Raw genomic sequence first — 19,039 nt, forward strand, 5'->3', positions numbered from 1 at the left:
TGGCTCCGGTCTGCGTGGTGCCCTCGGTGAGATTCGAACTCACACTGGACGGGTTTTGAATCCGTTTCCTCTGCCAGTTGGGATACGAGGGCTCTACTTGGTGTTTACCTTTTGCGGCCTCCCACCATAGAGGATCGGTGCCGTCATCCGCTCTCACCGCCCCCGATGTCGCTGGTTGTCGCGATCCACGAGAGAATGTCTGTCATGACAGGCCCCACGACCGACACCGACGCCGCTGTGCCGCGCCGGGTCCTGATCGCGGAAGACGAAGCGCTGATCCGTATGGACTTGGCCGAGATGCTGCGAGAGGAGGGCTACGACATCGTCGGCGAGGCCGGCGACGGCCAGGAAGCCGTCGAGCTGGCCGAGCTCCATAAGCCCGACCTCGTGATCATGGATGTGAAGATGCCGCGCCGTGACGGCATCGACGCCGCGTCCGAGATAGCCAGCAAACGCATCGCGCCGATCGTGGTGCTGACCGCGTTCAGCCAGCGCGACCTCGTCGAACGGGCACGCGATGCCGGGGCGATGGCGTACCTGGTGAAGCCGTTCACGATCAGCGACCTGATCCCGGCCATCGAGCTGGCCGTCAGTCGCTTCGGCGAGATCACCGAGCTGGAACGCGAAGTCGCGACGCTGTCGGATCGGCTGGAGACACGCAAGGTCGTCGAGCGCGCCAAGGGCCTGCTGCAGTCCAAGCAGGGCATGACCGAGCCCGAGGCGTTCAAGTGGATTCAGCGGGCCGCCATGGATCGGCGGACCACGATGAAGCGGGTGGCCGAGGTCGTGCTGGAAACCCTCGGCGGCGAGTCCGACGAGGAGTCCGGCTAGCCGCTCGAGGCCCCTTCGCCCCATCGAGTGTGCGGTGGCGGTGCCGAGTGTGAACTAGGGGCGGCCTGAGTGCACACTCGACGGGACGAGAAGCAGCTAACGGGCCACGATCACCGATGAACCGTGGCCGAACAGGCCCTGATTCGCGGTGACGCCGACCGTGGCGTTCTCCACCTGCCGGCCGGTTGCCTGGCCGCGCAGCTGCCAGGTCAGCTCGCAGACCTGGGCGATCGCCTGAGCCGGGATGGCCTCACCGAAACAGGCCAGTCCGCCGGACGGGTTGACCGGCACGCGACCGCCGATGGCGGTGGCGCCGCTGCGTAGCAGCTGCTCGGCCTCACCCTTGGGGCACAGCCCCAGGTGCTCGTACCAGTCGAGTTCGAGCGCGGTGGACAGGTCGTAGACCTCGGCCAGGCTCACGTCTTCGGGCCCGATGCCCGCTTCGGCGTAGGCCGCGTCGAGAATCTGATCCTTGAACACCCGCTCGGGTCCGGGCACCACGGCGGTGGAATCCGTTGCGATGTCCGGCAATTCGGGCAGATGCTGCGGGTACTGCGGTGTCACCGTGCTGACAGCGCGCACCGAGGGCACACCGTCGAGCGAGCCGAGGTGCTTGCGCGCGAAGTCCGCGCTCGCCACGATCAGCGCCGCGGCACCGTCGGAGGTGGCGCAGATGTCGAGCTGACGCAGCGGGTCGGAGACCACCGGACTGGCCAGCACGTCCTCGACCGAAGATTCCTTGCGGTAGCGGGCATTCGGGTTTTGCAGGCCGTGCTGCGAGTTCTTGACCTTCACCTGGGCGAAGTCCTCCGACGTCGCCCCGTACAGGTCCATCCGCCGGCGCGCGAGCAGCGCGAAGTACACCGGGTTCATCGCGCCGATCAGGTGAAACCGCTGCCAGTCGGGGTCGTTCTTGCGTTCGCCGCCGACCGGCGCGAACGCCCCCTTCGGCGTGGTGTCGGCGCCGATCACCAGCGCGACGTCGCAGAACCCGGCCAGGATGTGGGCCCGTGCGCTCTGCAGCGCCTGCGAACCGCTGGCGCAGGCGGCATAGCTTGAGCTGACCGGCACGCCGTTCCAGCCGAGCTTCTGCGCGAATGTCGACCCGGCGATGAAGCCCGGGTAACCGTTGCGGATGGTGTCGGCGCCGGCGACCAGCTGGATCTGCCGCCAGTCCAGCCCCGCTTCGGCCAGCGCGGCGCGCGCGGCGACGACGCCGTACTCGGTGAAGTCGCGACCCCATTTGCCCCAGGGGTGCATCCCCGCGCCGAGGATGTACAGCGGTTCGGGCGTACTCATGAGGCCACCTTCCAGGCGTGCACGATGCGCTCGACACCGTCGTCGTCGGTGAACAGCGGCATGGTCGTCAGTTCCATCTGCATCCCGACCTTCAGGTCGGCGGCCAGCGTGCCCTCGACCACCTTGCCCAGCACGATGATTCCCTCGTCGGCCAGCTCCACCGCCGCGATCGAGAACGGCTCGAACGGGTCCGCGGCGGGATAGGGCGCGGGCGGGGGATAGCGGTTTTCGGTGTAGCTCCACAGCGTTCCGCGGGTCGACAGGGCGACGGGCTCCAGGATGTCGCTGGCACAAGCCGGGTTGGGGCAGTTGTTCTCCCGCGGCGGGAACACATACGTTCCGCACGAGGGGCACTTGCTGCCGATCAGATGGGGATGGGCGGCCCCGTCAGGAGTCGAGTCGGTGGCGAACCACCCGTCGATCGCGGGTTGTGTACTGGTGACATCGGGCACTCGGCCAGACTACCCAGCTCAAACACAAAACTGAAACGTGTTGCAGTTCTGCGGGGGCGGGTGACTCGTCACAGCGGATGCCTAGAGTGAGAGCCGTGCCCGTCGCGACCGAGGAACAGACCAAACCGACACTGATGTTGCTGGACGGCAATTCGCTGGCTTTCCGGGCCTTCTACGCGCTACCCGCGGAGAATTTCAAGACCCGCGGCGGCCTGACCACCAACGCGGTCTACGGCTTCACCGCCATGCTGATCAACTTGCTGCGCGACGAGGCGCCGACGCACATCGCCGCGGCGTTCGACGTCTCGCGTCAGACGTTCCGGCTGGAGCGCTACCCGGAGTACAAGGCCGGCCGGTCGGAGACGCCCGACGAGTTCCGCGGCCAGATCGACATCACCAAGGAAGTGCTGGGCGCGCTGGGCATCACGGTGCTCGCCGAGCCGGGCTTCGAAGCCGACGACCTGATCGCGACGCTGGCCACCCAGGCGGAGAACGAGGGCTACCGGGTCCTGGTGGTCACCGGCGACCGTGACTCCCTGCAACTGGTCAGCGACGACGTGACGGTGCTCTATCCGCGCAAGGGCGTGAGCGAACTCACCCGCTTCACACCGGACGCGGTCGTCGAGAAGTACGGGCTGACGCCTGCCCAGTACCCCGACTTCGCCGCGCTGCGTGGCGATCCCAGCGACAACCTGCCCGGCATCCCGGGCGTGGGGGAGAAGACCGCGTCCAAGTGGATCGTCGAGTACGGGTCGCTGCAGGGTCTGGTCGACAACGTCGACTCGGTGCGAGGCAAGGTCGGCGACGCGCTGCGGGCGCACTTGGCCAACGTCATCCGCAACCGCGAGCTCACCGACCTCGTTAAAGACGTGCCGCTGGCGCAAACCCCGGACACGCTGCGGATGCTGCCATGGGATCGCGACCAGATCCACCGGCTCTTCGACGACCTCGAGTTCCGGGTGCTGCGCGACCGGCTGTTCGAAACGCTCGCCTCGGTGGACCCCGAAGTCGACGAGGGATTCGACGTGCGCGGCGGCGCGCTCGAACCCGGTCAGCTGGCCGTGTGGCTGGCCGAACACAGCTCCGGCAAGCGGTTCGGCCTGGCCGTCGTCGGCACCCACCTGGCCTACGACGCCGACGCCACCGCGCTGGCGATCGTGTCCGCCGATGGCGAGGGTCGCTACATCGACACCTCGACGCTGGATCCCGACGACGAAGCGGCACTGGCGTCCTGGCTCGCCGATCCCGGCCCGCCCAAGGCCCTGCACGAAGCCAAGCTGGCGATGCACGACCTCGCCGGGCGGGGCTGGACGCTGGCCGGCGTGACCTCCGACACCGCGCTGGCGGCCTACCTGGTGCGGCCCGGGCAGCGCAGCTTCTCCCTCGACGATCTGTCGCTGCGCTATCTGCGGCGCGAGCTGCGCGCCGAAACGGCTGAGCAGCAACAGCTTTCGCTTCTCGACGATTCCGACGGCGTGGACGACCAGGCGGTGCAGACGCTGATCCTGCGCGCCGTGGCGGTGCTGGATCTGGCCGACGCGCTGGACGAAGAGCTGGCCCGGATCAACTCCACCGCACTGCTCGAGGGCATGGAGCTGCCGGTGCAACGCGTGCTGGCCGGGCTCGAGCACGTCGGCATCGCGGTGGATCTGCCGAAACTGTCCGAGCTGCAAAGCGATTTCGCGCACCAGATCCGCGACGCGGCCGAAGCGGCCTACGAGGTGATCGGCAAGCAGATCAACCTGGGCTCGCCAAAACAGTTGCAGACGGTGCTCTTCGACGAACTGGGCATGCCGAAGACCAAGCGCACCAAGACCGGCTACACCACCGACGCGGACGCCCTGCAGTCGCTGTTCGACAAGACGGGCCATCCGTTCCTGCAGCATCTGCTGGCCCACCGGGACGCCACCCGGCTCAAGGTCACCGTCGACGGGTTGCTGAATTCGGTGGCCTCCGACGGGCGCATCCACACCACGTTCAACCAGACCATCGCCGCGACGGGCCGGTTGTCGTCGACCGAGCCGAATCTGCAGAACATTCCGATCCGCACCGAGGCGGGCCGGCGCATCCGCGACGCGTTCGTGGTGGGCGATAGCTATGCCGAGCTGATGACCGCCGACTACAGCCAGATCGAGATGCGGATCATGGCGCATCTGTCGCAGGACGCGGGCCTGATCGAGGCGTTCAACACCGGCGAAGACCTGCACTCATTCGTCGCTTCTCGGGCCTTCGGGGTGCCGATCGAGGAGGTGACGCCCGAGCTGCGCCGCCGGGTCAAGGCGATGTCTTACGGGCTGGCCTACGGATTGAGCGCCTACGGGTTGGCCGCCCAGCTCAAGATCTCGACAGAAGAAGCCAAAGACCAGATGGACCAGTACTTTGCCCGGTTCGGCGGCATCCGCGACTACCTGCGCGACGTCGTCGAACAGGCCCGCAAGGACGGCTACACCTCCACGGTGTTCGGCCGCCGGCGCTACCTGCCCGAACTGGACAGCAGCAACCGCAACGTGCGCGAGGCCGCCGAACGGGCGGCACTCAACGCGCCGATCCAGGGCAGCGCGGCCGACATCATCAAGGTGGCGATGATCGAGGTCGACAAGGCGATCAAAGAGGCCGGGCTGAAATCCCGGATGTTGTTGCAAGTACACGACGAATTGCTGTTCGAAATCGCGCCCGGCGAGCGGGAACAGGTCGAGAAGCTGGCGCGCGACAAGATGGGCTCCGCCTACTCGCTGGACGTCCCGCTCGAGGTTTCCGTCGGCTACGGCCGCTCCTGGGACGCCGCCGCGCACTAGAAGCGCTCACCAGAAGAAGGAGTGGCATGAACGCCGCCTGGATCATCCCGTTCATCATCCTGGGTGGTGCGCTTCAGACCTGCGGTGCCGCCATGAACGGCCAGCTCTACAAGCACATGATCAACCCGTGGCTCGCGTCGGCGATTTCGTTCGCGGTCATTACCGTTTTCTTCGTCGCCGCGTTCCTGTTGATGCCGAAACCGCTGCCCACCGCCCGGGACATCGCGTCGATGCCGTGGTGGGCTGTGATCGGTGGCCTGGTCGGAGCGGTTCAGGTCTATGCCGGCCTGACGCTGGTCAACCGGGTCGGCGCCGGCACCTTCATGGCCTTCACCGTCACGTCAGCGCTCATCATGTCGCTGCTTCTCGACCATTTCGGCTGGTTACGGCTGGATCATCATCCGATCACGCTGCCGCGGGCCCTGGGCGGACTGCTGATGGTGGGCGGAGTGGTGCTGATCGCCAAGTTCTGACCAGGCGACTGGCGCAGCCGTCCCGACCGCAGGCCCGGCGAGTTTTCGGGACCTGCACGATGACAACAATCGACGTCAAATTCGGGGTTGCGCGAAGGGTGCCGCGGGCCGAATATTAGGCGTGGCTGACGTGGCGCGCCGGTCGAGTTTGTCCAGCGTGTGCCCTGTCGAGTAGCCTTATCAGTTAAATCCCAGTTTTATCCCTACGACCCAACCTGTCCGGAGCACCCCAACAATATGCCGAGTCCCGCCGTCACCTCGCCGCAAGTAGCCGTCAACGACATTGGCTCGAGCGAGGACTTTCTCGCCGCAATAGACAAAACGATCAAGTACTTCAACGATGGCGACATCGTCGAAGGCACGATCGTCAAAGTGGACCGGGACGAGGTGCTCCTCGATATCGGCTACAAGACCGAAGGGGTCATCCCCGCCCGCGAACTGTCCATCAAGCACGATGTCGACCCCAACGAGGTCGTTACCGTGGGCGATGAGGTAGAGGCCCTTGTTCTCACCAAGGAGGACAAAGAAGGCCGTCTGATCCTGTCCAAGAAGCGCGCGCAGTACGAGCGCGCCTGGGGCACCATCGAAGCGCTCAAGGAAAAGGACGAGGCCGTCAAGGGCACCGTCATCGAGGTCGTCAAGGGCGGCCTGATCCTCGACATCGGCCTGCGCGGCTTCCTGCCCGCCTCGCTGGTCGAGATGCGCCGGGTGCGCGATCTGCAGCCGTACATCGGCAAGGAGATCGAAGCCAAGATCATCGAGCTGGACAAGAACCGCAACAACGTGGTGCTGAGCCGCCGTGCCTGGCTGGAGCAGACCCAGTCCGAGGTGCGCAGCGAGTTCCTCAACCAGCTGCAGAAGGGCACCATCCGCAAGGGTGTGGTCTCGTCGATCGTCAACTTCGGCGCGTTCGTCGATCTCGGCGGTGTCGACGGCCTGGTGCACGTCTCCGAATTGTCTTGGAAGCACATCGATCATCCGTCCGAGGTCGTGCAGGTCGGCGACGAGGTCACCGTCGAGGTGCTCGACGTCGACATGGACCGCGAGCGGGTTTCGTTGTCGCTCAAGGCGACTCAGGAAGACCCGTGGCGCCACTTCGCCCGCACCCATGCCATCGGGCAGATCGTTCCTGGCAAGGTGACCAAGCTGGTGCCGTTCGGCGCGTTCGTGCGTGTCGAGGAGGGCATCGAAGGTCTGGTGCACATCTCGGAGCTGGCCGAGCGTCACGTCGAGGTGCCCGACCAGGTGGTCGCAGTCGGCGACGACGCGATGGTCAAGGTCATCGACATCGACCTGGAGCGCCGCCGAATTTCGTTGTCGCTCAAGCAGGCCAACGAGGACTACACCGACGAGTTCGACCCCGCCAAGTACGGCATGGCCGACAGCTACGACGAGCAGGGCAACTACATCTTCCCCGAGGGCTTCGACTCCGAAACCAACGAGTGGATAGAAGGCTTCGACACTCAGCGCAACGAGTGGGAGGCCCGCTACGCCGAGGCCGAGCGCCGGCACAAGATGCACACCGCGCAGATGGAGAAGTTCGCCGCTGCCGAAGCAGCCGGGCACGCCGACAGCGATCACGCGCCGGGCAACGGTGCGTCCTCGCCGAAGGAGGCGGGCGGCTCGCTCGCCAGCGACGCTCAGCTGGCCGCGCTGCGCGAAAAGCTCGCCGGCAACGCCTAACTCTCGATGCTGCGCATCGGGTTGACCGGTGGCATCGGCGCCGGGAAATCGGCGCTGTCCGCCACGTTCGCGGAATGCGGTGGGATCATCGTCGACGGCGACGTCATCTCCCGGGAGGTTGTCCAGCCAGGCACCCCGGGGTTGGCGTCGCTCGTCGAGGCGTTTGGTGAGGACATCCTGCAGCCGGACGGATCGTTGGATCGTCCGGCCTTGGCCGCCAAGGCTTTTGCCGACGACGAGGCTCGCCAGAAGCTGAATTCGATCGTTCATCCGCTGGTGGGCAAGCGGCGCGAGGAGATCATCGCCTCGGTGCCGGAGGACTCGGTCGTCGTCGAGGACATTCCGCTGCTGGTGGAATCCGGTATGGCGCCGCTGTTTCCGTTGGTGATCATCGTGCACGCCGACGTGGAACTACGGGTGCGCCGACTGGTCGAGCAGCGCGGCATGTCCGAGGACGACGCCCGTGCCCGGATCGCAGCTCAGGCCAACGACGAGCAGCGTGAGGCCGTCGCCGACATCTGGCTCGATAACTCCGGCAGTCAAGAGGATTTGGTCAAGCGGGCCCATGAGGTGTGGAACGACCGAATTGTGCCGTTCGCGCACAATCTGGCCGAGCGGCGGTTCGTGCGCGCACCGGCACGCGTGGTGCCGGCCGATCCGACCTGGCCGGACCAGGCGCGCCGCATCGTCAACCGGCTGTCGGTGTCGTGCGGCCATAAGGCGTTGCGCGTCGACCACATCGGATCGACCGCGGTGCCCGAGTTCGACGCCAAAGACGTGATCGACATCCAGATCACCGTTGAATCACTCGCGGTGGCAGATGAACTCACCGAGGTCTTGCTCGCGGCTGGCTACCCGCGCATCGAGCATATCGAGCAGGACGACGTCAAGGCCGACGCGCGCAGCACGGTCAGCGATTACGACCACAGCGACGATCCGACATTGTGGCGCAAGCGCATTCATGCTTCGGCCGATCCCGGACGCCCCACCAATGTGCACATCAGGGTGGCCGGCTGGCCCAATCAGCAGTTCGCATTGTTATTCGTCGACTGGCTGGCCGCCAACCCCGGGGAACGGGCTACCTACCTGGCCGTCAAACACGCGGCTGAAAAGCCCGCCGACGGCGACACGGCGATCTACGTCGAGGCCAAGGAACCATGGTTTGCCGACGCCTACCGCCGGGCCTGGGAGTGGGCGGATTTCACCGGCTGGCGGCCTTAGCTGCTACGTCGGCAGCGGCGCTCCACATTGCAGCGCACCGTTATTCGGGTCGGAATTGCCGGGTGTCGGCCGGACCATTTGGTCGGCCTGAACGAAAACGTTGTCGTCGACGTCGATCTCGCAGTGCACGTTCGCCGCGTAGGGGAAGTGCAGCACGATCCGCAGACCGGCCTGGGCCGGGTCGGGCAACACGGTGTTGGCCTCGAACGCGTTGCCCGGCATCGACGGAAGGTTCGTGGTGTTGGTCTTGCCGCCGTTGGTGACGAAGGTGGCCTGACTGCCGGTCGTCAGGGCGTCGATCCTGGCGCGGTAGGTGATGTTGTGCAGGTCCGCATGGGCCGTTACGGGAATCAGCTGCGAGCCGATGACGGTGACCGCGACCACCGGCATAGACCAGCGCTTACGAGGGGTCATAGTTGCAGAGATTACGCCCAGAGGCTAACGCTGGCAGTTCGGGCACCACAACGACATCCGGCCGCTCACCCGGCGCCGGCACAGGCGCGTCCCGCAGCGCGGGCAAGCGGGATCCGGTTCGTCACGCACCCTCGTCAGCCATCGAGGCAGTCCCGGCACCCGGCCGTGCCGGACCGCGGTGTGCAGCACCTGGGTCATCGCGGTGTGCAGGCGCTTCACCTCGTCCGCCGCGAGCTCGGCGACCGGGTGGGTGGGTCGTAACCTGGCCCGCCAGCAGATTTCGTCGGTCAGCAGATTGCCCAGGCCGGCAATCACCGACTGGTCCATCAGTGTCGGCTTCAGCTGACCGTGCCGGCCGCCGAGCACGTCGCGGAAGACCGGCAGGCTCATGCCCAGCGCGTCGGGACCCTGCCGGCCGAGTACCTCCGCGAGGTCGTCGTCGTCATCGGCCAGCCACACTCCGCGCAGTTTGCGCAGGTCGGCGTAGCGCAGTTCGCCTTTGTCGAGCGAGACCGCCAGGCGTTCGTACTTCTCACGCTCCGTCTCGGTGCCGGCGAAGTACGGGTGCCCGGTCATACCACTGTGGATAACCAGCGTCGGACCGTCGGTGGGCAGTATCAGCCACTTGCCATGGCGGCGCGGTGTGCGGAAGCGGTGCCCGTCGAGACGCCGGCCGAGTGCGGCGGCGGACGTGTTGCGCAGAATGCCGGGGTCGCGCACCTGCACGCGCTGAATTCGGCGGCGGGGCAGGGTATCTGCCAACTCGCGCCGGAATCCCTCGACGTCGGGTAGTTCAGGCACGCAGCTTCGCCAACCGCTCTCGCGGTCCGGTCAGTGAGCGGGCGTGCCGGTACATGTCTGCCCACGGATCGCCCTGGCCGCTCAGTCGTTTGGGAAGGTCGCCGATGGTGAACCGGTCCGCTCGCAGGCCGCGGGTGTCGAGTTCGTCCCACTCGAGCGGAGTTGCCACCGGGGCGGTAGGGCGAGCTCGGACCGCATACGGCGCGACGGCAGTCTGCGCGTATGCATTTCGCATGATGTCGAGGTACACCCGGTCGCCGCGCTTGTCCTTTCGGGCTTCCACGGTGCGGTGCGCGTCGTCGTCGGCCACGACGACTTCGGCGACGTCCCGGGCGAACTGCCGAGCGGTATCGAAGTCGGCTTCGGGCCGCAGCGGCACCACGACGTGCAGTCCGCGTGATCCGGTGGTCTGCACGTAGCGTGCCAGTCCCAGCTCGTCCAGCACGTCGGCCAGCGCGTGGGCGGTCGCGCGGACCACGGCGAAGTCGGTGTCCGACGGATCGAGGTCGAAGACCAATCGGTCCGGATGATGTAGCCGGTCTTTCCGCGACTGCCAGATGTGCAGGGTGATGCAGCTCTGGTTTGCCAGCCAGCGCAGGGCTTCCGGGCGTTCGACCAGTGGATGCACCAGGGTGCCGCCTTCCTTGGCGACTTCGACGCCGGGCATCCAGTCCGGCAGAGTGTCAGCGAAATCCTGTTGTACGAAACCCTTTTCACCGATCCCACGGGGAAACCTCTGCACGGTCACGGCGCGGCCCTTGAGGTGCGGGAGCATGGTGTCAGCCACTTCGCCGTAGTAGTCGGCCAGCTCCCGCTTGGTGATACCGCTCTGCGGAAACAAGACGCGATCCGGATGGGTGATCTCGACATCAATGCGTGGCATCAGTGTGTCTCCCGTACCACATCGCCGGGGTCCTTGTCGGTCCGTAGTCCCTGGTAGCGCGGATGGCGCAGCTTGCCGTCGCGCGTCCACTCAGTAAACCCGATCTGGGCCACCAACTCCGGACGCACCCACCGGGCACCGTTTTGGCGCACCAATCCCCGGGTGAACGGCGGTGTGTCCTGCTCGATCGGGAAGAGCCGCTCGTGCAGGGCGCGCAGCGTGGCCTCATCGAAGCCGGTACCGACTTTGCCTGCGTAGACAAGGTCGCCGTCGTCGTAGTAGCCGATCAGCAACGCACCCAATGCGATTCGGCTACCACTCGGACTCGTGTAGCCGCCGACAACGAATTCCTGGTCGCGAACGCACTTGAACTTCAGCCAATTTCTCGAGCGGCCACTCTCGTAGGTGGAGTCGGCCCGCTTGGCGATCACTCCTTCGTCGCCGCGCCGGCACGCGGCCTGATAGGCGGCGAGGCCGGCGCCGACGCGGTGGGCGGTGTTGCGCAACGGATCACCGAAGCTGATCGCGTCGCGCAACAAGCGTTTACGCCACTTCAGCGGCAGCTCGGTGGTGCACTTGCCGTCGAGGTGCAGCAGGTCGAAAAGGTAGTAATAGACCCGGATTCGGGACGCGCGGGCCACGTTCGGGTCGGTGATGCCCAGCCGTCCCTGCAACCTGGCGAAGCTGGTACGGCGTCCCTGGAACGCCACGACCTCACCGTCCACCACGAATCGGGTGGTTTGCTGCGCGGCGACTGCGTCGACGAGCTCCGGATAGGTTCCGTTGAGCGGCTGGCGATTCCGTGATAGCAACCGGATGCGATCACCGTCGCGAAACACCAGGCATCGCATGCCGTCGAACTTGCGCTCGAAAATCCAGTTCGGGTCGGAGAATCTCTTGTCGGTCAGGGTGGCCAGCGTGGGAGCTCGCCAGTCCGGCACCGTCTCGTCGCGCAATGCGTCGCGTACCGAGTCGGGCAGGCCGGCGAGATCGGTCATGACGATTTATCCAGGTCGTCCAGGGTGCGGCCGGACAACACCGATTCGGGTTGACTTCTCACCGGTTGGCGCCGAGGGTCCGCACCCTCGTCTTTGCGTTTGATCAGCAGCCAGGTCTCGTCCGCGCCGTCCCGAACCTTGGTAAGGGTGAAGCCGCCGGTCAGCTTCTCGCCCTGCAAATGGAACGAAACATGGCCGCGAGCCAGGCATTCGGCCATCTCGTATGCGGTCTCGTTGGTGTAGCTGCCCCGGTCCCAGACGATCACCGGCCCGGCGCCGTACTCACCCTCGGGGATCACGCCTTCGAATTCCGCGTAGTCCAGCGGGTGATCCTCGGTCCGGCGTGCCAGCCGGCGGTCTCTGGGGTTCGCGGACGGCCCGTTGGCGATCACCCAGGAAACGAGCACGCCCTGGATCTCCAGGCGCAGGTCGTAGTGGTCGCTGCGGGCGGCGTGGTGCTGAATCACGAAGGACGGCTCGGTCGTGCCGGCACGACGTCGACGCCCGAGCCGCCCACGCGGTTCGGGGCTGCGCCGGAAACGCCGCTTACGCCGGTACTCACTCAAAGGCATACCGCAGAGTTACCCGGGCGCCCGCTGCGAAAACTGGTGCCGCTGGCGCCAGGTGAGTTCGATGCCGTCACCGCCCAGCCAGCGCTGCAGGTCGTAGCCGTTCCGGGCCAGCCCCTCGACGGCATGCACCGCGCGACGCACCGCCTGGTCGGCAACCTCGGGAGTCAGCAGCCCGTGCCGGACGGCATCGAGCAGCTCGTCGACATCGGCCAACGCCGCGCCGGAGCCGGTGCGCACCTCGATATCGAGGTAGTGGTCCTCCGAGCTCCACACGTCCGGGCCGGGCACATATTCGCCCACATCCAGGTAGTAGTCGTGGTCGCGCTGGTGGCCCGGGTTGAAGTGGAACACCGTGGCGCGCAATCCCAGCGCCGGCAACAGCCACGATTCCAGGTAGTGGAACTGGGCGCGGCCCGGAGTCGGCCGGGCGATATAGAGCCCCCACGGGTGCACCGCATACTCGTCGACCGCCCGCACAATGCCTTTGGGGTCGGTGTTGGTGCGGGCGCGCAGGTCGAACGTTTCGTGCTTCGGAGGGTGGATGGCGTTACCTTACCGGGATCGCGGCCCTCAGCGTCGCAGCCGGATCTTCCACCGGACGAAACCGAGATAGCACAACGACAGGGCGCCCAGCATGCCCATGTCGAACAGCCAGGTTTTCACGGTGTGCTGCCAGAAGCGATCCTGGGAGAGCAGCGAATCCGGCACCAGGTGCCGCAGGTCGACCGTCGAGGCCGCCGCGGCGTAACCCCAGCGCGCCGGCATCACAAATGACAGCTGATCGAGCCCGAGCCGGCCGGTCACCGGGACCATGCCGCCGCACAGCACCAGCTGCGCCATCACGGCCACCACGAACAGCGGCATGATCTGCTCGCTGGAGCGGACCAGCGACGAAATCGCCAGGCCGAGAATGGCCGATGCGACGCAGGTCGCCGCGACGGTCGCGAACAGCTCGACGGTGGCCGCGACCGTGCCATGCCCCAGCAGCAGGCCGCCTCGCGTCGGGGCGCTCTTGCCGATCACCACGATCGCGGTGATGATCGCCGACTGCACGATCGCGAACCCGCAAAAGACCGCGGTTTTGGCCAGCAGGTAAGCGGTAGTGGACAGCCCGACGGCCTGCTCACGCTGGAAGATGGCGCGTTCACCCACCAGGTCGCGGATCGTCAGCGCGGTGCCCATGAACGCCGCGGCGGGCATCAGCAGAGCCAGTATCTGAGCGGCTTCGTCGGGTGTGCCCGCGTTTGCCCCGGGCAGATGAAACCCGTTCGAGCCCGGAACCGTCAGCGACAGCGACCCCAGGATGAACGGCAACAGCGCCAGGAAGACGAAGTAGGCGCGGTCGGCGACGACCAGGCGGATCTGCCGGCGCGCGATCGTCGAGATCTGGCGCCGCACGCTGGTATGGACCGGTTCGCCCAGTTCTGCGGGCTCATCGTCCTTGGCCGCCATCGGTTTCCGGCGCTGGGCCTCGTTGCGTTCCAGAAAGCGCCGGTTGGCTTCCTCGGGATCGGCGCCCACCTTGGTGAAAATCTTGGCCCAGTTGGTGGTGCCCATCGCGGGACCGATCTGGTCCGGCGGGCCGCAGTAGGCCGTCTTCCCGCCCGGCGCCACCAACAGCAGCTGGTCGCACAGTTCGAGGTAGGACAGCATGTGCGTCACCACGATCACCACGCGACCGGCGTCGGCCAGCTGGCGCAGCATCATCATCACCTGGTGGTCGAGCGCGGGATCCAGGCCCGACGTCGGCTCGTCCAGGATCAGCAGCGACGGACCGGTCAGCAGTTCCAGCGCGACCGAGGCGCGTTTGCGCTGGCCGCCCGACAGCTTGTCGACTCGGGTTTCGGCGTGTTTGGTCAGGTCGAGTTCCTCGAGCACCTGCGTGACGACCTTGGCGCGGTCGGCTTTGCTGGTGTCGGGTGGCAGCCGCAGTTCAGCGGCATAGCCCAGCGCCTGGTTCACGGTCAGCTGGCGGTGCACGACGTCGTCCTGCGGCACCATGCCGATCCTGCTGCGCAAGGACGCATATTCGGCGTGAATGTTGTGGCCCTCGAACGTGGCTGACCCGGAGCTGGGCGTGGTGTAGCCGGCGATCAGCCGGGCCAGCGTGCTCTTCCCGGCGCCGGATCCGCCGATGACGGCGGTCAAAGTCCCGGGACGGGCGGTCAGCGAGATGTTGTCGAGCAGCTGTTTGCCGTTGTCGACGACGTACTTGACGTCGCGCACCTCGAGGCCGCCGGAACGCGTCGCCGCCTCGCTCAGCTTGGTCAGGGTGCCGTCACGCACCACCAGGTCGACGTTGCCGATGGTGACCACGTCGTCGTCGCTCAGGATTGCCGAGCCGACCCGGGTGCCGTTGACGAAGGTCCCGTTGATGCTGTTGTCCCGGATTTCCAGGCCCAGCGACGTCGGCACCAACGTGGCGTGCTGGCGCGAGGCCAGGACGTCGGACACGACGATGTCGTTCTCGGGTGCGCGCCCGATCGTCATCGCGTCGGCGGTACCCGCGGCCGACGACGAACGCGGTGAGAGCAACTTCACAAACCGCGTCGCGAGGTTGGACACGTCGGCGGTCTTGGCGTCGATCACGGTGGACTGGGCGGGCGGTGCCCCGTCCACCGCGGCCGGCGTGCGTAGCGATTCGGCGTTGACGACGGTGAGTTCCTCGGGGGGTGTCGCGCGTGGCGGCGGTGGCATCCGTGGCGGAACCTTGCGCGGATGTGTACCGGGATGCCTTGGCGGGCCGGGCATTTGAGGTTGCGAACGCCGAAGTGGCTGGCGCGGCGGCGGGAGCGGCTGCGACGTGGTGGTCGGTGGGTCGGGCATCGCGGACCAGGCGATGGTGGGTGGGCCAGAATCCGGGGTCGGCCTGGCTCGGGGCGGCCGGCTGGACTGGCCTTGTTGCGGTCCGATGGCGAAGGTCAGCCGGGGTCCCTGGGGGTTTCCGACGTGGATGCTCTGGCCGTCGTGCAGGTCGACGACCGGCATTCGATAGCCGTTGACGTAGGTCCCGTTCAGCGACCCGTTGTCGATTGCCAGCCAGCGGCCTTGGTCGAAGCGCAGGATCAGGTGCGCACGGGATATCCGCGGGTCGGCGATGCGCAGATCGGCGTGCTGATCGCGTCCGACGATCACTTCTTGGCCTGCGGCGAAGGTTCGTTGAGACCCGTCGTGCCGAATCGTCAGGACAGGAGGGGCGGGTCGATTCACTACTCAAGTATCGGTGCACCGAGTCAGTGCCTCCCATTGGACTGGCCTGTGACTTCGCTTTGTCTGCTTCGGCGGCTTCATAGCTGGCTCATAGCGTTTAACGGACTTTCGCCTATCCGCGTCCGGCAGGATGCGAGACGGGGAGTTGTGCCGACGCGCGCACGAATGCTGACAGACGAGGGGGCCATCACACATGGACGAGCTGAAGCGCCCGACCCGGCGCCTCGGCAGCGGCAGGCGGCTGCTGACTAACCCGCGACAGGCCCGTGCGGCGCTGCGCGCCGGATTTCATGCGCGCTCTTCAATGACCGTCGCCCACCTGTTTCGGCGCGTTCCCCCGTCGACTCCGAACCCCGAGCCCGAACTGGCCGCCGAGCAGGTCAGTGCCTCACGCCAGGCGATGGCCAACGGTGCGTCGTTTGCGGGCTACACCATCCTGCGACCGCTGGGCGCCGGGGGGATGGCCGAGGTGTATCTGGCTTTGCATCCGCGGTTGCCGCGTCGCGACGTGATCAAAGTCCTCGCCGAGGCTGTCACCGCGGACAGCGAATTCCGCGAAAGATTCAACCGGGAAGCCGATCTCGCCGCCACGCTGTGGCACCCACACATCGTCGGCGTCCACGATCGCGGCGAATTCGACGGTCAGCTCTGGATCTCGATGGACTACGTCGAGGGCACCGACGCATCCCGGCTGGTGAAAGAGCGCTACTGCGAAGGGATGCCGATCGGGCAGGTGTGCGCGATTCTGCAAGCCGTCGCGGGCGCACTGGATTACGCGCACGATCGCGGCTTGCTGCACCGCGACGTCAAGCCCGCCAACATTCTGCTCACCCATCCCGGTGACGATGACCAGCGAATCTTGTTGGCGGACTTCGGAGTAGCGCGACACTTAGGCAACATCAGCGGGATCACCGAGACCAACGTCGCTGTCGGCACGGTCGCGTATGCGGCGCCCGAGCAATTGACCGGATCTAACATCGACGGGCGTGCCGACCAATATGCGTTGGCCGCCACAGCATTTCATCTACTCACCGGCGCTCCGCCGTTTCAGCATGCCAACCCGATCGCGGTGATCAGTCAACATTTGCACGAGGATCCGCCCCGACTCAGCGATTACCGCCCGGATTTGGCATACCTGGACGACCTGTTCTTCAAAGCCCTTGGCAAGCAACCCGCGGAGCGCTTCGAGCGCTGTCGCGCATTCGCCGCCGCCGTCGGCGAACGGGCCGACGCCGTCGCGGCGACCGTCCGGGACGCTGACGCGACGCTCCTGCCGCACCGCCGGCATGGTGCCCGCGGCCTTGTTTCGGCTGCCTACCATAGGTTTTCGTCGCGGACTCGCTGGTCGGCCGCGCTGGTATGCGCGGTGCTGATCGCCGTCGCGGCAACCTGGTCGACGCTGTACTCCTTTGCGCCGGCAAGTCCGCAGCCTAATCCCACGCTGGCCTCGCGTCCGTCCGCGCCCGCCGCCAGTGTCGCGCCAAGACCCGGGGGACCGGTGCTCGACGGCACCTATCAACTGACCTATGACCGAACCAAGCGGACCACCAACGGTGTCCCGATCCGCCACGACGGCTCCACCACAAACTGGTGGGCGTTCCGTTCGGTGTGCACCACCAACGGATGCGCGGCCAGCGGAACGAAGCTCGACGACACCAACCACCAAGTGGCCAGCACCGCCGACGGCGGCGAGACCGACACCTGGCGTTATCTGGGCGGGTACTGGCAGGGCGCGCCGCAGCAGGAGCGGGTCGGCTGCCGCCTGCCCAATGGGCAAGTCAGGGCGACGCAGCAGGAGACCGTCGCCTGGTCGCTGGCGCCTCAGTCGGACGGCACGCTGCGGGGCACCGAGACCGAAACGGTGCTGAGCAACGAGTGCTCCGCGCAGGGCGCCGTGGTGCGGGTCCCAGTGGTGGCGACCCGGGTCGGTGGCGTGCCGGCGGGCGTCGCGTTGGCCGATCCCACTCAGGTGATCAGCACCTCGACCACACCTGCACACCCGGCGCCGGCCGTGCTCGGCGGGTTATGCACCGACGTCGACAAGCTCGCCTACGACCCAACCAGCAACCAGCAGGTCGTGTGCGAAGGCAACACCTGGGACAAGGCGCCCATCGCGACCGGGGTGCACGCCGCGGGCAGCTCATGCGACCTGCCCGATGTCCCGGTGTTCGCGATGTCCACGTCGAACGACGGGTATCTGCTGCAATGCGATCCGGTCACCCGGATGTGGACCCGGCACTGAGGTTCGCGCGCGCGTCGGAGTCGTGCTTGCCCGCGCGGTGCCGGTGTGACGGGTGTGGTTCAGTGGTCTGACTGACTTTCGCGGCGTGACAGTCGGCCTAAACTTTCGCTCATGGAGCAGTTGCGTGTGGACACCGCGGCTCTACAAGCGATGCCTTCCGGACCGAGATTGGTCGAGCCGCCCCATGCCGGTCATCACCACCCGCCAGTGCTTGGTGATATGGACCCTGACCCATGGGATCACGGGGAATGAACTACGCCTGGGAAGTTGGAGTCCCGGCCCACGCTAGAGTCCGGGCGGATACTGGCGCCCCTGCTGATCAGCGCGGACTTTCTCCCAGTAGAGATTTTCTTCCTCAATGTCCGCGGCGGTGCGGGTGCGCCCCCCGTCGGGAAACAATAACTTTGCGCGCATGCGCCCGCCGATCTTGCGGCGGTGCTGTAGGCCGCGCAACAAGCTCACCGCTTCGCCGTCTGAGAACCCGGTGACGGTCGCGAAGTCCAAGCCCGCGCCGACCAGGCCACTGGCCCAGGTGATTTCGGTTATAAATAGTGCTCGGGCCCAGTCCAGGTCCGTGAGCGACTCGCCATCGGTCACTGCCCGCTTAAGCCGGACAGTGAGGTGGCCGAACTCATCCCACGTCGACAACCCGAGTACCTGAAACGGAAACGGCGCGTCCGCTGCCGACAACGCCCATTGCTCCAGAGCCTGCTGGATGAATTCGCGTTCTCGGTCGGTGAGATCGACTGCCACCAACTCGGAAGAATCCGTCATCGAAGTGATTGTAAAGCCAGCGTCGTGGCATTTCGTCCGTGTCCCACCGGTGGCCAGCACTGTAGGCGGATTCCGCCGGACTAGATCAGATTCAGGTGGCGTGGTGTGGGCGGCTTACAGTCCAGGCGGATACTGCCGTCCCTGCTGCTCGCGGATTATTCGTTCGCTCTCGCGCTTCCACTCCTCGACGGGGCGGAACCGCCCGCGACCGGGGAACAGGATGTCAGCATTGTCGATCCCGCCGATTTTCCGCTGCAGCCCACGAAGCAAAGCCAATCCTTTGGCGTCGGAAAACCCTGTGACGATGGAAAATCGAGTGCCGCCCCGACGAGGCTACTGGCCCAGGACGATTCGGGTAGATATAGCACCCGCGCCCAGTCAAGTGACGTCA

16 protein-coding genes and 1 tRNA gene are annotated in these 19,039 nt (G+C 66.3%); 6 read left to right on the top strand and 11 right to left on the bottom strand.

The window, feature by feature from the left end:
* Nucleotides 1-15 precede the first annotated feature (15 nt).
* A tRNA-Leu gene (locus AC5Y5O_RS22025) sits at nucleotides 16-92 on the bottom strand.
* Between the two features lie 112 nt (nucleotides 93-204).
* On the opposite strand from AC5Y5O_RS22025, the gene AC5Y5O_RS22030 reads away from it, so the two are divergent.
* Nucleotides 205-831 (top strand): ANTAR domain-containing response regulator, encoded by a 627-nt coding sequence (locus AC5Y5O_RS22030; protein WP_500027438.1) that lies wholly within the window; start codon nucleotides 205-207, stop codon nucleotides 829-831.
* Between the two features lie 96 nt (nucleotides 832-927).
* On the opposite strand, the gene AC5Y5O_RS22035 is transcribed toward AC5Y5O_RS22030, so the two are convergent.
* A complete protein-coding gene (locus tag AC5Y5O_RS22035) occupies nucleotides 928-2,130 on the bottom strand; it encodes a lipid-transfer protein (RefSeq protein ID WP_096287129.1) in 1,203 nt (400 codons plus the stop codon).
* Nucleotides 2,127-2,582, bottom strand: a complete 456-nt coding sequence (locus AC5Y5O_RS22040; protein WP_500027443.1) for a Zn-ribbon domain-containing OB-fold protein — start codon at nucleotides 2,580-2,582, stop codon at nucleotides 2,127-2,129. Before AC5Y5O_RS22040 ends, AC5Y5O_RS22035 begins: the two co-directional genes overlap by 4 nt.
* Before the next feature lie 77 nt (nucleotides 2,583-2,659).
* Here AC5Y5O_RS22040 and polA point away from each other — a divergent pair, with 77 nt between their 5' ends.
* The 4 genes from polA (at nucleotide 2,660) to coaE (ending at nucleotide 8,754) form a co-directional block, all read left to right on the top strand.
* Complete coding sequence (gene polA / locus AC5Y5O_RS22045) at nucleotides 2,660-5,377, top strand: DNA polymerase I (protein ID WP_500027449.1); 2,718 nt, start codon at nucleotides 2,660-2,662, stop codon at nucleotides 5,375-5,377.
* A gap of 26 nt (nucleotides 5,378-5,403) precedes the next feature.
* The gene (locus tag AC5Y5O_RS22050; protein WP_500027451.1) at nucleotides 5,404-5,850 is read left to right on the top strand and encodes a DMT family transporter; all 447 of its coding nucleotides are present in this window, start codon (nucleotides 5,404-5,406) and stop codon (nucleotides 5,848-5,850) included.
* A gap of 237 nt (nucleotides 5,851-6,087) precedes the next feature.
* On the top strand, nucleotides 6,088-7,533 hold the full coding sequence (gene rpsA / locus AC5Y5O_RS22055; protein WP_096287137.1) for a 30S ribosomal protein S1: 1,446 nt from the start codon (nucleotides 6,088-6,090) through the stop codon (nucleotides 7,531-7,533).
* 6 nt (nucleotides 7,534-7,539) lie between these two features.
* A complete protein-coding gene (gene coaE, locus AC5Y5O_RS22060) occupies nucleotides 7,540-8,754 on the top strand; it encodes a dephospho-CoA kinase (RefSeq protein WP_500027454.1) in 1,215 nt (404 codons plus the stop codon).
* A gap of 3 nt (nucleotides 8,755-8,757) precedes the next feature.
* Here coaE and AC5Y5O_RS22065 read toward each other — a convergent pair whose 3' ends face one another.
* The 7 genes from AC5Y5O_RS22065 to AC5Y5O_RS22095 all read right to left on the bottom strand — a co-directional run bounded on the left by AC5Y5O_RS22065 (nucleotide 8,758) and on the right by AC5Y5O_RS22095 (nucleotide 15,632).
* Complete coding sequence (locus AC5Y5O_RS22065) at nucleotides 8,758-9,168, bottom strand: hypothetical protein (protein ID WP_096287141.1); 411 nt, start codon at nucleotides 9,166-9,168, stop codon at nucleotides 8,758-8,760.
* Nucleotides 9,169-9,192: 24 nt separating this feature from the next.
* The gene (locus AC5Y5O_RS22070) at nucleotides 9,193-9,969 is read right to left on the bottom strand and encodes an Fpg/Nei family DNA glycosylase (protein WP_096287143.1); all 777 of its coding nucleotides are present in this window, start codon (nucleotides 9,967-9,969) and stop codon (nucleotides 9,193-9,195) included.
* Complete coding sequence (gene ligD, locus AC5Y5O_RS22075; RefSeq protein ID WP_096287145.1) at nucleotides 9,962-10,852, bottom strand: non-homologous end-joining DNA ligase; 891 nt, start codon at nucleotides 10,850-10,852, stop codon at nucleotides 9,962-9,964. The genes AC5Y5O_RS22070 and ligD (AC5Y5O_RS22075) overlap by 8 nt, the downstream gene beginning before the upstream one ends.
* Nucleotides 10,852-11,850 (bottom strand): non-homologous end-joining DNA ligase, encoded by a 999-nt coding sequence (ligD, locus tag AC5Y5O_RS22080; protein WP_096287147.1) that lies wholly within the window; start codon nucleotides 11,848-11,850, stop codon nucleotides 10,852-10,854. The genes ligD (AC5Y5O_RS22075) and ligD (AC5Y5O_RS22080) overlap by 1 nt, the downstream gene beginning before the upstream one ends.
* Complete coding sequence (locus tag AC5Y5O_RS22085; protein ID WP_096287149.1) at nucleotides 11,847-12,422, bottom strand: DNA polymerase ligase N-terminal domain-containing protein; 576 nt, start codon at nucleotides 12,420-12,422, stop codon at nucleotides 11,847-11,849. Before AC5Y5O_RS22085 ends, ligD (AC5Y5O_RS22080) begins: the two co-directional genes overlap by 4 nt.
* 9 nt (nucleotides 12,423-12,431) lie before the next feature.
* Nucleotides 12,432-12,899 carry a ribonuclease FAU-1 family protein gene (locus AC5Y5O_RS22090; protein WP_096287151.1) on the bottom strand — a complete coding sequence of 156 codons (468 nt, stop codon included), beginning with the start codon at nucleotides 12,897-12,899 and terminating at the stop codon, nucleotides 12,432-12,434.
* Between the two features lie 93 nt (nucleotides 12,900-12,992).
* Nucleotides 12,993-15,632 (bottom strand): FHA domain-containing protein, encoded by a 2,640-nt coding sequence (locus AC5Y5O_RS22095; RefSeq protein WP_096287153.1) that lies wholly within the window; start codon nucleotides 15,630-15,632, stop codon nucleotides 12,993-12,995.
* A 193-nt stretch (nucleotides 15,633-15,825) separates the two neighbouring features.
* On the opposite strand from AC5Y5O_RS22095, the gene AC5Y5O_RS22100 reads away from it, so the two are divergent.
* Nucleotides 15,826-17,874 carry a serine/threonine-protein kinase gene (locus AC5Y5O_RS22100; RefSeq protein ID WP_096287155.1) on the top strand — a complete coding sequence of 683 codons (2,049 nt, stop codon included), beginning with the start codon at nucleotides 15,826-15,828 and terminating at the stop codon, nucleotides 17,872-17,874.
* 285 nt (nucleotides 17,875-18,159) lie between these two features.
* Here AC5Y5O_RS22100 and AC5Y5O_RS22105 read toward each other — a convergent pair whose 3' ends face one another.
* Nucleotides 18,160-18,648 carry a hypothetical protein gene (locus tag AC5Y5O_RS22105; protein WP_096287157.1) on the bottom strand — a complete coding sequence of 163 codons (489 nt, stop codon included), beginning with the start codon at nucleotides 18,646-18,648 and terminating at the stop codon, nucleotides 18,160-18,162.
* Nucleotides 18,649-19,039: the final 391 nt, after the last annotated feature.

This window comes from Mycobacterium sp. NGS40, assembly GCF_059812735.1.